Source organism: Streptomyces sp. NPDC086787, from assembly GCF_044745865.1.
Classification (GTDB): domain Bacteria; phylum Actinomycetota; class Actinomycetes; order Streptomycetales; family Streptomycetaceae; genus Streptomyces.
Genome location: NZ_JBIVBC010000003.1, coordinates 516,878 through 532,030, shown reverse-complemented (window position 1 = coordinate 532,030; position 15,153 = coordinate 516,878). Strand labels below are relative to the sequence as shown.

The following is a 15,153-nucleotide window of genomic DNA, read 5'->3' as shown; positions in this document are numbered from 1 at the left end:
GGCCGTCCCCGGAGCACCCCTGGGCGACATACCCTGGACGAGTGCCAAAGACGAAAAAGGCGAAGGACCACAAGGACGCCAAATCCTCCAGCGGTTCTTCACAGGTGAAAGCGCCGAAACCGGCGAAGAAACCGAAGGCTGGGTCGGAGGCCGACGAGAAGGGACTGGACTTCGCCCGCGCATGGGTGGAGTTCCCCGATCCGGCGGACGACGAGCAGGTCTTCCGGTGCGACCTGACCTGGCTGACCTCTCGCTGGAACTGCGTCTTCGGCAGCGGCTGCCAGGGAATCCAGGCGGGCCGCGCGGACGACGGGTGCTGCACCCTGGGCGCGCACTTCTCCGATGACGACGACGAGAAGCGGGTCGCCGGACACGTCGCGAGGCTCACACCGGACATCTGGCAGAACCACGACGAGGGCGTGCGGCACGGCTGGGTCTCCGAGGACGACGAGGGCTCCCGTCAGACCCGCCCCTTCCAGGGGTCGTGCATCTTCCAGAACCGGCCGGGTTTCGCGGGCGGCGCGGGCTGCTCGCTGCACATCCTGGCCCTGCGGGAGGGACGCGAGCCGCTGGAGACCAAGCCGGACGTCTGCTGGCAGCTGCCGGTGCGCCGCACCTTCGACTGGATCGACCGGCCCGACGACACGCGGGTGCTCCAGATCTCCATCGGTGAGTACGACCGCCGCGGCTGGGGTCCGGGCGGCCACGACCTGCACTGGTGGTGCACGTCGGCGACGTCCGCGCACGGGGCGGGCGATCCCGTGTACGTCTCCTACCGGCCCGAGCTGATCGAGTTGATGGGCAAGGCCGGCTACGACCGGCTCGTCGAACTGTGCGAGGAGCGGCTGGCGTCCGCGCTGCCGCTGCTGGCGCCGCACCCGGCGGATCCGGTGCGCAAGGCCGACTGACCGTCCGCACCCGCCTGTCCCCCGGCCTGTCCGCACTATCCCCCCGAGGGAGTGGGGGTGTCGCTCCCGCCGTCCGTCGGCGGGCTGGTGGGCGGCGCCGGGTCGGTCGGGGTCGGGTCGGTGGGTGTGGGGGTCGGGTCGGCGGACGGCGGGTCCGTGGGCGTGGCCGGGTCGGTGGGGTCGGCGGACGTGGGGGCCGGGTCCGGGTCCGGGTCGGCGGTCGGGGGCCGGGTGTCCGGGACCGTCGGACCGGTGGGCACGGGGCCGTACCCGTCGATGGAGACGACGGCGCCTGCCGGGGACACCGCCACCTTGGCGCTCCAGTGCCCGCTCGGCTCGCGCAGCCGGTCGACGTACACGCTGACCGTCACCGAGTCCCCGGGCCGGAGCGTTCCCCCCGACCGGCTGAGCCGCAGCCAGGCGGCAGAGGTGGCGACCGACCAGCGGACCGGTTCCGGGCCCGCGGCGGTGAGGGTGATCAGGGTGGTGTCGCCGCTGGTGCGGGCCGACACGGTGAGCCGGGCCGCACCCTTGTCACCGGCCCCGGCGACGCTGATGACCTCGACGGACACATCGGACTTCCCGCCCCTGCCGTGCCGCACGCCGGGTCCGACGCCGGTGTTCCCGGCGTTCTCGTAGTCTCCGGCCGGGTCGCCGCGGAGCCCGCCGGGGCCGTCCATGCGGCTGGCGCTGGGACCCCGGCCGTCCTGCTCGCCCTCGGCGGGCGAGCCGCGGTAGGCGGCCCACAGGGCGAACACCGGGGCGGCGACGACGGTGGCGACGACGGTCGTCGTGACGGCACGCGCGCGCAGCCGGTCGCGGCGGGCGGCTCGGTCCTTGGGATCCATGGGGAAGCCGCGCCGGTCGAAGCGCGGCAGCGCGGTGCCCCGCGCACGCGAGTGGTGCGCCAGGGCGGCGTGCAGGGCCGCGCGCGGCGCCTCCAGGACGGGCAGTTCGGCGGGCGTGACACTGGCGCCGGGCCAGCGGCCCGGTACCGCGTGCTCGGCGGCCCGGCGGCAGCGCGGGCAGTCGTCGACGTGCCGTACCAGTTCACGCCGTACGGCGGAGCTGAGGACCAGCTGGTGGTCGCCCGTGAGCAGGGCCACGCCGGGGCAGCCGCCGGTCTCGACCACGGCGAGGGCGGCGCGTGTGCGCTCCACCTCGCAGGCGGCGGAGGACAGCAGCTCGCGGGCGAGGGCCTGGTCCATGCCGAGTACGGCGGCGACCTCGTGGGCGGCGAGGTGGTGTCGTACGGCGAGTTCGAGTGCCTCGCGCTGCTCCGGGGTGGTCCCGGCGGCCTCCGGCCAGGCGAGCAGGGCGAGTTCGCTGCGGCGCCGTTCCTGGGCCTCGTCGGCGGGCGAGGGCTCGGTGCTCCTCGCGGTGCCCGGGCGGCCCGTCGCGTGCGTGGCCTGACGTTTCTGCTTGGCCTCGGCGAGCTTGCGCAGGCAGGCCCAGCGGGCCAGCGCGTACAGCCAGGCCCGGCGGTCCCCGTCCGCGTCCGGGACGCGCTGTCCGCGCCGCTCGGCCAGCGCGAGGACGTCGCCCAGCGCGGCGGTCGCCGCGTCGTGGTCGCACAGCACCGACAGGCAATAGGTGAACAGGCCGTCCAGGTACGGCTCGTAGCGCGCCGCCGGCCGCTGGGCCACCGCGCGCGCTGCGGCACGGTCACGCGCCTCCCGGCGCGCCCGGTGCGCGCCGGTCGTGCGGGTCGAGGTCTCCGGACTGCTGCTCATCACCCGTGCGACCGTAGGCGCCCGTGGACTGGCCCTTCTTGAACCTTGAGCTGTTTTAATCCGTACGGGTGAAACGATCCCTCATAAGGGGACAGGAACCCCTCGTTCCGCGGCTGGTTCGTGACGGCGCGTGGCCGGGAGCGTGCCGGTCCGGCGGGCGGAGCGGCTCGGTCCGGTCCGAACCGGTACCCGCGATGTCAGTGCCGGCGGCTACGGTTTCCGCATGGCTGCCCGTACCAAGACCACCAAGGACCGTCCGTCCTACCGCTGCACGGAGTGCGGCTGGCAGACGGCCAAGTGGCTCGGCCGCTGCCCCGAGTGCCAGGCGTGGGGGACGGTCGAGGAGTACGGCGCGCCCGCGGTGCGGACGACGGCGCCGGGCCGCGTCACCTCCTCCGCGCTGCCCATCGGCCAGGTCGACGGCCGGCAGGCCACCGCGCGCCCGACCGGCGTGCCGGAGCTGGACCGGGTGCTCGGGGGCGGTCTGGTGCCCGGTGCGGTGGTGCTGCTGGCGGGCGAGCCCGGCGTCGGCAAGTCGACACTGCTGCTCGACGTGGCGGCGAAGTCCGCGAGCGCGGAGCACCCCACGCTCTATGTGACCGGCGAGGAGTCGGCGAGCCAGGTGCGGCTGCGCGCGGACCGCATCAAGGCGCTCGACGACCACCTGTATCTCGCGGCGGAGACGGATCTCGCGGCCGTGCTCGGCCATCTGGACGCGGTGAAGCCGTCCCTGCTGATCCTGGACTCGGTGCAGACGGTCGCCTCCCCCGAGATCGACGGGGCGCCGGGCGGCATGGCCCAGGTGCGGGAGGTGGCGGGGGCGCTGATCCGCGCCTCCAAGGAGCGGGGCATGTCCACGCTCCTTGTGGGCCACGTCACCAAGGACGGCGCCATCGCCGGTCCCCGGCTGCTCGAACACCTCGTGGACGTGGTCCTGCACTTCGAGGGCGACCGGCACGCGCGCCTCAGACTGGTGCGCGGCGTCAAGAACCGGTACGGCGCGACGGACGAGGTCGGCTGCTTCGAGCTGCACGACGAAGGCATCACGGGCCTCGCCGACCCGAGCGGCCTCTTCCTCACCCGGCGCGCCGAGCCGGTGCCCGGCACCTGTCTGACGGTCACCCTGGAGGGCCGTCGCCCACTGGTGGCGGAGGTGCAGGCGCTGACCGTCGACTCCCAGATCCCCTCGCCCCGCCGCACCACCTCCGGCCTGGAGACCTCGCGCGTCTCGATGATGCTCGCGGTGCTGGAGCAGCGCGGCAGGATCAGCGCGCTGGGCAAGCGGGACATCTACTCGGCGACCGTGGGCGGTGTGAAGCTCTCGGAGCCGGCCGCGGACCTCGCGATCGCCCTCGCCCTCGCCTCCGCGGCGAGCGACACCCCGCTGCCGAAGAACCTGGTCGCGATCGGCGAGGTCGGTCTCGCGGGCGAGGTCAGACGGGTCACCGGTGTGCAGCGCAGGCTCGCCGAGGCGCACCGGCTGGGCTTCACACACGCGCTCGTGCCGAGTGATCCGGGCAAGGTTCCGACCGGCATGAAGGTACTGGAAGTGGCCGACATGGGGGACGCGCTCAGGGTCCTTCCCCGCTCCCGTCGGCGAGAGGCCCCACGGGAGTCCGAGGACCGCCGGTAGACTTTGCCCTGGTCTCGCCCGTCCGTACGAACCGAGTGCGCGCACGGGAGCGTGCCCGAACCTGCGACCGGAGGAGTGCAGTGGCAGCCAATGACCGGGCAGCGGCTCCCGGAAAATCCACTGGGAGTGCCGGTTCCGATGGCCTGATGCGCGCCTCGCTGAGCGCGGTGGCACCCGGCACGGCCCTGCGGGACGGCCTGGAGAGGGTTCTGCGCGGCAACACCGGCGGTCTGATCGTGCTGGGCTCGGACAAGACCGTCGAGGCGATGTGCACCGGCGGTTTCGTGCTGGACGTCGAGTTCGCGGCGACGCGCCTGCGGGAGCTGTGCAAGCTGGACGGCGGCATCGTGCTCTCCGCGGACCTGTCGAAGATCCTGCGGGCCGGGGTCCAGCTGGTCCCGGATCCGACGATCCCCACGGAGGAGACCGGCACCCGGCACCGCACTGCGGACCGGGTCAGCAAGCAGGTCGGTTTCCCGGTGGTGTCCGTCTCCCAGTCGATGCGGCTGATCGCGCTGTACGTGGACGGTCAGCGGCGGGTCCTGGAGGACTCGGCGGCGATCCTGTCCCGTGCCAACCAGGCCCTGGCCACGCTGGAGCGCTACAAGCTCCGGCTGGACGAGGTCGCGGGGACGCTTTCGGCGCTGGAGATCGAGGACCTGGTGACGGTCCGCGATGTGTCCGCGGTCGCGCAGCGGCTGGAGATGGTGCGCCGCATCGCCACCGAGATCGCCGAATACGTGGTCGAACTGGGCACGGACGGCCGTCTGCTGGCGCTCCAGCTGGACGAGTTGATCGCGGGCGTGGAGCCGGAGCGTGAGCTGGTGGTCCGGGACTATGTCCCCGAGCCGACCGCCAAGCGTTCCCGCACGGTGGACGAGGCGCTGTCCGAGCTGGACGCGCTCAGCCACGCCGAGCTGCTCGAGATGCCCACGGTGGCCCGTGCCCTCGGTTACACCGGCTCCCCCGAGGCGCTCGACTCCGCGGTGTCACCGCGCGGCTTCCGCCTGCTGGCCAAGGTGCCGAGGCTGCCGAACGCGATCATCGACCGCCTCGTGGAACACTTCGGCGGCCTCCAGAAGCTCCTCGCCGCCAGCGTGGACGACCTCCAGACCGTCGACGGCGTGGGCGAGGCCCGCGCCCGCAGCGTGCGGGAGGGCCTGTCCCGCCTGGCCGAGTCGTCCATCCTGGAACGCTACGTCTGACACCGCCCCGGCGCCCCACACCCCCGGAGGCGCCGGAAACGGTCAGTCCGCGTCCAGTACGAACGACGCCGGTGCGACCTTGAAGCCCCGGGACTTCGCCTCCAGGAGGTAGGTTCCGGCGCCTGCCGAACCGGGCTTGGGGGTGGCGCACTCCGGGGCGCTCGGCTTGCGGTCCCATTTGACCGTGTAGGTGATGCCGCTGCCCGCCGCCACCCGGTACAGCCGGCTGGCGGTGCTCTTCGGGCAGTCGGCGGAGGACCAGTAGGCGTCGTCGGCGTCCGCCCCGGTGATCGTCAACACCGCGCTCTTCGGACCCAGATCGATCTTGCAGTCGCTCGACGACGAGTTCTTCGCTGTGAGTTCGAAGGCCGGCGTCTGTTCCGGCGAGTACGAGTTCTGCAGACTGCGCAGGCTCAACCGGACCGCACCGGAAGTGCAGTCGGGCAGGCTGGAGGAGGCCGGCAGGGCAGCGCCCGCGCCGACGACCGTACCGTCCGCGGCCCCGCCGGAACCCGACCCCGAACCCGAGCCGGTGCCCGACCCGGAGCCGGAACCGCCGCCCGAACCGCTGCCGCCCGACGAGCCCTTGCCGTCACCGCCGCCGTCACCGGCACCGGAGTCGCCCCCGGAACCCCCGGAGCCGTCCGATCCTCCGGAGCCCGACTCGTCGCGCCCGCCGGGGTGTTGGCTGATCCCGGACTCGGTCGCGGACGGTCCGGGTGTGATCGTGGACGCGGGATTCTTGCCGTCCGACTCGTCGGACTTTCTCCCGCCGCCCCCGCCGCCCGCCGTCGCGATCCAGGCGATCAGCAGCGCCAGCACGCCGAGCGCCGACAGCATGACGACCCTCCGACGCCAGTAGATGGAGGAGGGAAGCGGCCCGACCGGATTGCGCAGTGATCCCACGGCGCAAACTGTACGAGAGATCCGTGCACTTGCTCACGTCACCCGCCGCCCGCCGCCAACTTTTCCGGATCATCATTCCGGCAACTGCCCTTCGCGGGGCCACCCTTCGCGTCCCGCCCGCTCGGCCCGGCGCCGCCACGGACCCTGCCCGCCGTTCCCGTGGCAGGATCGGGAGGGCCATGACTGAGAAGCTCCACACCCCCGTGATCGCCTGGTTCGACACTCACGCCCGCGACCTCCCCTGGCGCCGCCCGGAGGCGGGCCCCTGGGGTGTGATGGTCAGCGAGTTCATGCTCCAGCAGACCCCGGTCAGCCGGGTCCTGCCCGTCTACGAACAGTGGATGGCCCGCTGGCCCCGCCCCGCGGACCTCGCGAAGGAGCCCCCCGGCGAGGCCGTCCGCGCCTGGGGGCGGCTCGGCTATCCGCGCCGTGCCCTGCGGCTGCACGGCGCGGCGGTCGCCATAACGGAGCGGCACGGCGGCGACGTACCGACGGACCACACCCAGCTGCTCGCGCTGCCCGGTATCGGCGAGTACACGGCCGCCGCGGTGGCCTCCTTCGCCTACGGCCAGCGGCACCCCGTGCTGGACACCAATGTGCGCCGGGTCTTCGCCCGTGCGGTCACCGGCGTGCGGTACCCGCCGAACGCCACCACCGCGGCGGAGCGCCGGCTCGCCCGCGAACTGCTGCCGGAGGACGAGGGGACCGCCGCCCGCTGGGCCGCCGCCTCGATGGAGCTGGGCGCACTGGTGTGCACGGCGAAGAGCGAGAACTGCGCGAGCTGCCCGATCTCCGACCGGTGCGCCTGGCGGCTGGCGGGCAAGCCGGAGCACGAGGGGCCGCCGCGGCGCGGGCAGACGTACGCCGGTACCGACCGTCAGGTGCGCGGCAAGCTTCTCGCCGTACTGCGCGAGGCGCACACCCCGGTGCCGAGAACGGCGCTGGAGCGGGTGTGGCACGAGCCGGTGCAGCGCGCCCGCGCGCTGGACGGGCTGGTCGCGGACGGTCTGGTGGAGCCGCTGCACGGCGGTCTCTACCGGCTCCCGATGGGCTGACGCACGGCCAAGTCACAGAGTCCGTCGGTTGTTTCACAGCACTCGACGCATTGAAACAACCACTTACACGGACAATACGCCCGCCTTCCCTACCCCGAAATCACGTCCGTTACACAACCGACGGACAGCCGAGTGCTAGCCGCAGGCTGCTACGCACAGCGTCGTGACAACAGCTCCGTAGCTTCTTCCTCGTACCCGGCACGACCAACCGGGAGAAGAACGCGACCGGCACGAGGCCGGGTACCCACGGGGAACGGGAGGATGTTGATCATGGCGCAGGGCGAGGTGCTCGAATTCGAGGAGTATGTCCGCACCCGGCAGGACGCGCTGCTGCGCAGCGCCCGTCGGCTGGTGCCGGACCCGGTCGACGCACAGGACCTGCTCCAGACGGCGCTGGTCCGGACGTACGGCCGCTGGGACGGCATAGCGGACAAGCGCCTCGCGGACGCCTATCTGCGCCGCGTGATGATCAACACGCGCACCGAGTGGTGGCGGGCCCGAAAACTGGAAGAGGTCCCCACCGAGCAGCTGCCGGACGCCCGTGTGGAGGACTCCACGGAGCAGCACGCCGACCGCGCGCTCCTCATGGACGTCATGAAGGTTCTGGCTCCGAAGCAGCGCAGCGTCGTGGTGCTGCGACACTGGGAGCAGATGTCCACGGAGGAAACGGCCGCCGCCCTCGGCATGTCGGCCGGAACGGTCAAGAGCACGCTGCACCGGGCGCTCGCCCGGCTCCGCGAGGAGCTGGAGGCCCGCGACCTGGACGCACGCGCGCTGGAGCGTGAGGAGCGGGAGCGTTGCGCGGCTTGACCGACGAGGGACCCCCATCGGCTTACCGGGCCTCCCAGGCGGCGATCACGGCACTGGCCGTGCTCGCCGCCCTCGGCCTTTTCATGGCCGCCTGTGGCACCGGGGGCACCGGCGCCCGTGACGAGGGTCCGGCCAAGGGGAACTCCGTGGCCGGAGCGGGCGTGGCGGCCTCACCGTCGGCCCGCCCGTCGGAGGCCTACAAGCCGGTGGACGCGGTCTCCCTCCTCAGACACGACCCGGAGGTCTCGCCCGAGGTGAAGCGGTATCTGACGCCGTGCGGCGATGCCTACCCTGTCGACGTGTCGTACGGCGATCTCACCGGAGGCACCTCGAAGGACCTCGTGGTCAACGTGCTGACCTGCGCCGACGCGGTGGGGGTCGGCTCGTATGTGTACCGCAAGGTGCAGGGCCGGTACGAGAACGTCTTCAAGACCGAGGAGTCCCCGGTGTACGCGGAGATAGACAGGAGCAGCCTGGTCGTGACCCAGCAGGTGTACGACAAGGGCGACCCGGTCTCGGACCCGTCCGGCGAGAACGTGATCACATTCGGCTGGGCCAAGGACCATTTCGTTCGCGAGACGTATCGTCACACCGACTACGGCAACGCGGACGGCGGCCTCCCGGCACCGACACCCGTACCGACACCCGTACCGACCCGACCGTAGTGAACCGGACACACGCTTGACGCGTCACTCCAGTGACGGTGGACGCGGCACCACGTAGACCCAGCACCACGACCCAGCACCACAAGGACTGAGAGCAGCGGGATGGCAGATCAGACCCATGTCCTGTTCGTCGAGGACGACGACGTCATCCGTGAGGCCACCCAGCTCGCTCTGGAGCGGGACGGCTTCGCGGTCACGGCGATGCCCGACGGACTGTCGGGCCTGGAGGCGTTCCGCGCCAGGCGCCCCGACATCGCGCTCCTCGACGTGATGGTCCCGGGCCTGGACGGGGTGAGCCTGTGCCGGCGCATCCGCGACGAGTCGACCGTGCCGGTGATCATGCTCTCGGCGCGGGCCGACTCCATCGACGTCGTCCTCGGCCTGGAGGCGGGCGCCGACGACTATGTGACCAAGCCCTTCGACGGTGCCGTCCTGGTCGCCCGGATCCGCGCGGTGCTGCGCCGCTTCGGGCACGCCGGCAAGGACGCGCACACGGACGCCGACGCCTCGGCGATGGACGGCGGAGTGCTGACCTTCGGTGAGCTGGAGATCGACACCGACGGCATGGAGGTGCGCCGGGCGGGCCGGCCGGTCGGGCTGACTCCCACCGAGATGCGGCTCCTCCTGGAGTTCTCCTCGGCCCCGGGCACGGTGCTCTCCCGTGACAAGCTGCTCGAACGCGTGTGGGACTACGGCTGGGGCGGGGACACCAGAGTCGTCGACGTTCATGTGCAGCGGCTACGCGCGAAGATCGGCCAGGACCGGATCGAGACGGTCCGCGGCTTCGGCTACAAGCTGAAGGCCTGAGCGGGACGGCATGCGGGGGTACATACGGCGACCGGTCCGCCGGCGCATGGCACGCGCGGGTATCCGTACCGGGCTCAGATGGAAACTCAGCGCGGCCATCGCGCTGGTCGGCGCACTGGTGGCGATCGCGCTCAGCCTGGTCGTGCACAACGCCGCCCGGGTGTCGATGCTGGACAACGCGCGCGACCTCGCGGACGACCGCCTCCTGCTCGCCCAGCGCAACTACGAGCTGTCCGGGCGGCCCAACTTCCCGAGGGTCGAGACCGACGACCCGGATCTGCCTCCCGCGCTGCGCGAGAAGGTCCGGGACGGCCGACGGGCGACGTTCGTCGCCGACCACGGCGGTGGGTCACCGGACATCTGGGCGGCGGTACCGGTCAAGGGCGGCCACGTCCTGTCGCTGCACAGCCACTTCACCGACCGCAGCAGCGACGTGATGACCGACCTCGACAAGGCTCTGGTGGCCGGCTCGATCGCGGTCGTCCTCGGCGGCAGCGCGCTCGGTGTGCTCATCGGCGGGCAGCTGTCGCGCCGGCTGCGCAAGGCCGCGGCCGCCGCGAACCAGGTCGCCAACGGCGAGCCGGACGTCCGGGTACGGGACGCCATCGGCGGTGTCGTGCGGGACGAGACCGACGACCTGGCCCGCGCGGTGGACGCCATGGCCGACACCCTCCAGAAGCGGCTGGACGCCGAGCGCCGGGTCACCGCCGACATCGCACACGAGCTGCGCACCCCGGTGACCGGACTGCTCACGGCGGCCGAACTGCTGCCGCCCGGGCGTCCCACCGAGCTGGTCCTGGACCGGGCCAAGGCGATGCGCACCCTCGTCGAGGACGTCCTGGAGGTGGCCCGTCTCGACGGCGCCTCGGAGCGGGCCGAGTTGCAGGACATCATGCTGGGCGAGTTCGTCACCCGCCGCGTGGCCGCCAAGGATCCGGCGGCCACCGTTCATGTGGTGCACGAGTCGGAGGTCACCACCGACCCGAGGCGCCTGGAGCGGGTGCTGTTCAACCTGCTCACCAACGCCGCCCGCCACGGCAGGCCGCCCATCGAGGTCACCGTCGAGGGCCGGGTCATCCGGGTCCGCGACCACGGCCCCGGCTTCCCCGAGGAACTGCTCGCCGAGGGACCGAGCCGCTTCCGTACCGGCAGCAAGGACCGCGCCGGAAAGGGCCACGGCCTCGGACTGACGATCGCGGCCGGACAGGCCCGCGTCCTGGGCGCCCGCCTGACCTTCCGCAACGTACGCCCCCCGGGCTCGCCCCCACACGTCCCGGCGGAGGGCGCGGTGGCCGTCCTGTGGCTACCGGAACACGCCCCGACCAGGACGGGCAGCTATCCGGTGCTGCCGTAGGCCGTGTCCGCGACCTGGCGCCACGGCACCCCCTGAGCGGCGCTCGCGCGCCGCGACAACCGAAGGCCCCCGGGGCGGACAGCGCCGGGGGCCTTCGGTCGGGCAGGGGGCCTGCGTGGGGCGTCAGACCGCTTCGGCGATGGGGGCCGGAGTCGCCTCGGCCACGCCGTCCGACGGCTTCTGGCCGCCGCCGCGGAGCGGGACCTCCTTCACGAACAGCGATGCGATCAGCACGGCCACCGCGATCACGGCACCGAGCAGGAACGCCGAGTGGGTACCGGCGGACACCGCGTGCTGGTACGCGTCCCGGATCGCGGCCGGCAGCTTGGCCAGGTGGGCCGCGTCGAGCTGGGCGGACTGCTCGGTGACCTTGGCGCCACCGGCGCCGGCCCGCTCGGCCATCACGTCCTGGACCCGGTGGTTGAACAGCGCGCCCATGATGGCGACGCCGAAGGACGCGCCGAGCGTGCGGAACAGGGTGGCCGAGGAGGACGCGACGCCCATGTCCTTCATCTCCACGCTGTTCTGCGCGACCAGCATGGTGACCTGCATCAGGCAGCCCATGCCGAGTCCGAGGACCGCCATGTACAGACCGGAGGTGAAGCGGCTGGTGTCGGTGTCCATCAGGGACAGCAGATACAGACCGACGATCATCAGGGCGCCACCGAGGATCGGGAAGATCTTGTAGCGGCCGCTGTCGGTGGTGACCCGCCCGGCGACCATGGAGGTCACGAGCATCGCGCCGAGCATCGGCAGGAGCAGCAGACCGGAGTTGGTCGCGGAGGCGCCCTGCACGGACTGCTGGTAGAGCGGCAGGAACAGGGTGGCGCCGAACATCACGAAGCCGGTGATGAAGCCGATGACCGACATCAGGGTGAAGTTGCGGCTGCGGAAGATGTGCAGCGGCAGCACCGGCTCGGCGGCCTTGGTCTGCCAGAACACGAAGCCGGTCAGCGCGACGAGGCCGAGGGCGATCAGTTCCATGATCCGCGCGGATGACCAGGCGTACTCGGTGCCGCCCCAGGTGGTCACGAGCACGATCGAGGTGATACCGACGGTCAGCAGCCCGGCGCCCAGGTAGTCGATGCGCGCCTCGGCCCGCTTCTTCGGCAGGTGCAGCACCGCGCTGATCAGCAGCAGCGCGACGGCGCCGAGCGGCAGGTTGATGTAGAAGGACCAGCGCCAGCCCCAGTTGTCGGTGATGGTGCCGCCGACCAGCGGGCCGCCGATCATCGCGAGCGCCATGACGCCCGCCATCATGCCCTGGTACTTGCCGCGCTCCCGCGGCGGAACGAGGTCGCCGATGATCGCCATGACACCGACCATCAGACCGCCGGCCCCGAGGCCCTGGACGGCCCGGAACCCGATCAGCTCGCCCATGTTCTGGGCCATGCCGCTCAGCGCGGAACCGATCAGGAAGAGCACGATCGAGGTCATGAAGGCGCCCTTGCGCCCGTACATGTCACCGAGCTTGCCCCAGATCGGGGTGGCGGCGGCCGTGGCCAGTGTGTAGGCGGTCACCACCCAGGACAGGTGCTCGAGCCCGCCCAGTTCGCCGACGATGGTCGGCATCGCGGTGCCCACGATCATGTTGTCGAGCATCGCGAGCATCATCGCGATCATCAGAGCGAGGATCACCACGCGCACACTGCGCTGCGGTTTGTCCTGCTCTCCGGCTGTCCCCCGGCCCGCCCGGGCCGACTGCGTGTCCGCCATGTTTTTCCCACTCCCCAGCGACCGCTACTTACTTGCCGCCCGGCTAGTTGATTACAATATGAAGGTAACTTCCGCACTAGCCGGGCGTCAAGTAAGTTTTCTAGCCGGGCGGCAGGTAAGTTTCCGCGAGAGCGCGAGGAGTACGAGGATGGGCCTCACCATGGACACCAAGCAGCAGCGTCGCGGCAACACCCGCCAGCGCATCCAGGACGTGGCGCTCGAACTCTTCGTCGAGCAGGGCTACGAGAAGACCTCCCTGCGGGAGATCGCCGAACGGCTCGACGTGACCAAGGCGGCCCTGTACTACCACTTCAAGACGAAGGAAGAGATCACCGTCAGCCTCTTCGAGGACCTGACGAAACCGATGGCCGACCTGATCGAGTGGGGCAGACAGCAGCCCCACACCCTGGAGACCAAGCAGGAGATCGTACGGCGCTACAGCCAGTCGCTGGTCGACGCGGCACCGCTGTTCCGCTTCATGCAGGAGAACCAGGCGACCGTACGGGAACTGCGCATCGGCGACACCTTCAAGGACCGCATGCGCGACCTGCGCGAGATCATCATCGACCCGGAAGCGGACCTGGTGGACCAGGTCCGCTCGATCAGCGCGATCTTCACTCTGCACGCCGGGATGTTCGTCATGCAGGACCTGGACGGCGACCCCGAGAAGAAGCGCGAGGCCGTTCTCGAGGTCGCCGTGGACCTGGTGACACAGGCGCACGAGGGCGCCCGCAGGGCGGGAGCTTAGAGCTTCACGCCCTTGCCGTGGAGGAAGGCCACCGGGTTGACCGCGGAGCCGTAGTTCGGGGTCGTACGGATCTCGAAGTGCAGGTGCGGGCCGGTCGAGTTGCCGGTGCTGCCGGACCGGGCGATGTGCTGACCGGTCTTGACGACCTGGCCGATCTTCACGTCGATCCGGGACAGGTGGGCGTACTGCGAGTAGGTGCCGTTGCCGTGCTTGATGACGACGGCGTTGCCGTACGCGGGACCGTCACCGGCGCCGTTGCCGCCGGCCTTGACGACCGTGCCGCCGTGGGCGGCCATGACATCGGTACCGGTCGGCACGGCGAAGTCCTGACCGCTGTGCTTGGCCATCCAGTGGCTGCCGGCCTGGTTGAAGCTGGCGCTGAGCGTGTACTTCTTCACCGGGTCCACCCAGGAAGAGGCGGACGGCGCGGCGGCGCTCGCGACCCCGGCTCCCACGACGGCCGTGACGCCCACACCGGCGGCGAGGACGGCCGCACGGGAACGGAGCTTGGACGTGCGGAAGGAACGGGTCGAAACGCGCTTGAACATCAAAACCTCGTGGGTTCGGGGACATGGGACCACCCGGCACACAGACGTCCGCCGGACGGGGCAGAACCTTGGTAACCCGCGATCCGGCCTGGACTCAAACCCCCCTGCTACGACACAAGCTAGTACCGAAGCATCAAAACCCATGTTTCTTGACGAAATCGGACTCATCGGGCAGAGCCGTCAACAGGGCGGAATCCACAATCGCGACACCGGATGAAAAGTCCCACTTTGCCCCGTTAAGCACCGCCACTATCCCGGCTAGTACCGGACATTTCGCCTGTGCGGCTTGTCACCGGCGGGGCGGTGAACACGCGGCGTCATTGTGATGCACGTCTCTGTACTCCTACCATTCGGTAACCCTACGGTTCCCCTCGCGCCACTCTCCCCAAGGATCATGCTCCTGTCAGGAAGACGTGAGAGGACCCCCACCGATGACCACACGCCCCTGGGCGCGCCGCATTTCCGTGACCGCCGTCTCCGTGGCCGCCCTCGCGGCCACGGCCGCCCCGGCGGACGCCGCGACCGGCGCGAGCTCCAGCAGCTCCGCGAAGGTCGACTACACCACCTGGCAGAAGGACTGCCAGTCCGTCATGGACCAGGCTCTGCCGTACGTCCAGAACCGCATCGCCGCCGCGAAGCCGGGCGAGAAGCAGGCGATCGTCTTCGACATCGACAACACCACGCTGGAGACGGACTTCGGCTTCAGCTTCCCGCAGCCGGCCAACAAGCCGGTTCTGAACGTCGCGAAGTACGCCCAGCAGCACGGCGTCTCCATCTTCTTCGTGACCGCCCGGCCGGGCATCATCTCCTGGCCCACCGAGTACAACCTCGAACACGACGGCTACGAGGTCGACGGTCTCTACGTCCGCGGGTTCCTCGACCTCTTCAAGGACGTCGCCGCCTACAAGACCGCGCAGCGCGTGGACATCGAGAACAAGGGCTACACGATCATCGCGAACGTCGGCAACAGCGCCACCGACCTGTCGGGCGGCCACGCCGAGAAGACGTTCAAGCTGCCGGACTACGACGGGCAGCTCTCGTAGGCATCCCTGCGAATCCCGCGCA

At 70.9% G+C, this 15,153-nt stretch carries 14 protein-coding genes; 10 read left to right on the top strand and 4 right to left on the bottom strand.

Features of this window, described 5'->3' with window-relative positions; translation table 11 throughout:
* The first annotated feature begins 41 nt into the window (after positions 1-41).
* Complete coding sequence (locus ACIPK3_RS12035) at positions 42-908, top strand: hypothetical protein (RefSeq protein WP_402568609.1); 867 nt, start codon at positions 42-44, stop codon at positions 906-908.
* Between the two features lie 35 nt (positions 909-943).
* On the opposite strand, the gene ACIPK3_RS12030 is transcribed toward ACIPK3_RS12035, so the two are convergent.
* The gene (locus ACIPK3_RS12030) at positions 944-2,644 is read right to left on the bottom strand and encodes a hypothetical protein (RefSeq protein WP_402568607.1); all 1,701 of its coding nucleotides are present in this window, start codon (positions 2,642-2,644) and stop codon (positions 944-946) included.
* A 220-nt stretch (positions 2,645-2,864) separates the two neighbouring features.
* Between ACIPK3_RS12030 and radA the strand changes: the two genes are divergently transcribed.
* Both radA and disA read left to right on the top strand, forming a co-directional pair.
* Complete coding sequence (gene radA / locus ACIPK3_RS12025) at positions 2,865-4,274, top strand: DNA repair protein RadA (protein WP_402568606.1); 1,410 nt, start codon at positions 2,865-2,867, stop codon at positions 4,272-4,274.
* An 80-nt stretch (positions 4,275-4,354) separates the two neighbouring features.
* On the top strand, positions 4,355-5,479 hold the full coding sequence (disA, locus tag ACIPK3_RS12020; RefSeq protein WP_402568604.1) for a DNA integrity scanning diadenylate cyclase DisA: 1,125 nt from the start codon (positions 4,355-4,357) through the stop codon (positions 5,477-5,479).
* A 42-nt stretch (positions 5,480-5,521) separates the two neighbouring features.
* Here the strand turns inward: disA and ACIPK3_RS12015 are convergent, their stop codons facing one another.
* The gene (locus ACIPK3_RS12015; protein WP_402568602.1) at positions 5,522-6,385 is read right to left on the bottom strand and encodes a hypothetical protein; all 864 of its coding nucleotides are present in this window, start codon (positions 6,383-6,385) and stop codon (positions 5,522-5,524) included.
* A 179-nt stretch (positions 6,386-6,564) separates the two neighbouring features.
* Here ACIPK3_RS12015 and ACIPK3_RS12010 point away from each other — a divergent pair, with 179 nt between their 5' ends.
* From ACIPK3_RS12010 to cseC, 5 genes are all read left to right on the top strand, one after another.
* Entirely contained in the window at positions 6,565-7,440 is an 876-nt protein-coding gene (locus ACIPK3_RS12010; protein WP_402568600.1) for an A/G-specific adenine glycosylase, read from the top strand.
* 270 nt (positions 7,441-7,710) lie between these two features.
* Entirely contained in the window at positions 7,711-8,250 is a 540-nt protein-coding gene (locus tag ACIPK3_RS12005; RefSeq protein ID WP_402568598.1) for a SigE family RNA polymerase sigma factor, read from the top strand.
* Positions 8,238-8,915, top strand: a complete 678-nt coding sequence (locus ACIPK3_RS12000) for a hypothetical protein (protein ID WP_402568597.1) — start codon at positions 8,238-8,240, stop codon at positions 8,913-8,915. Before ACIPK3_RS12005 ends, ACIPK3_RS12000 begins: the two co-directional genes overlap by 13 nt.
* 102 nt (positions 8,916-9,017) lie before the next feature.
* A complete protein-coding gene (cseB, locus tag ACIPK3_RS11995; protein WP_402568595.1) occupies positions 9,018-9,722 on the top strand; it encodes a two-component system response regulator CseB in 705 nt (234 codons plus the stop codon).
* Positions 9,723-9,732: 10 nt separating this feature from the next.
* On the top strand, positions 9,733-11,076 hold the full coding sequence (cseC, locus tag ACIPK3_RS11990) for a two-component system sensor histidine kinase CseC (protein WP_402568593.1): 1,344 nt from the start codon (positions 9,733-9,735) through the stop codon (positions 11,074-11,076).
* 123 nt (positions 11,077-11,199) lie between these two features.
* On the opposite strand, the gene ACIPK3_RS11985 is transcribed toward cseC, so the two are convergent.
* Positions 11,200-12,792, bottom strand: coding sequence for an MDR family MFS transporter (locus ACIPK3_RS11985; protein ID WP_402568592.1), 1,593 nt, complete (start codon positions 12,790-12,792; stop codon positions 11,200-11,202).
* A 148-nt stretch (positions 12,793-12,940) separates the two neighbouring features.
* On the opposite strand from ACIPK3_RS11985, the gene ACIPK3_RS11980 reads away from it, so the two are divergent.
* Positions 12,941-13,540: a TetR/AcrR family transcriptional regulator gene (locus ACIPK3_RS11980; protein ID WP_402568590.1), complete on the top strand. Its 600-nt coding sequence runs from the start codon at positions 12,941-12,943 to the stop codon at positions 13,538-13,540.
* On the opposite strand, the gene ACIPK3_RS11975 is transcribed toward ACIPK3_RS11980, so the two are convergent.
* Positions 13,537-14,088, bottom strand: coding sequence for a M23 family metallopeptidase (locus ACIPK3_RS11975; protein WP_402568588.1), 552 nt, complete (start codon positions 14,086-14,088; stop codon positions 13,537-13,539). The genes ACIPK3_RS11980 and ACIPK3_RS11975 overlap by 4 nt on opposite strands.
* Positions 14,089-14,519: 431 nt before the next feature.
* On the opposite strand from ACIPK3_RS11975, the gene ACIPK3_RS11970 reads away from it, so the two are divergent.
* On the top strand, positions 14,520-15,131 hold the full coding sequence (locus tag ACIPK3_RS11970; RefSeq protein WP_402568586.1) for an HAD family acid phosphatase: 612 nt from the start codon (positions 14,520-14,522) through the stop codon (positions 15,129-15,131).
* The last annotated feature ends 22 nt before the right edge of the window (positions 15,132-15,153 follow it).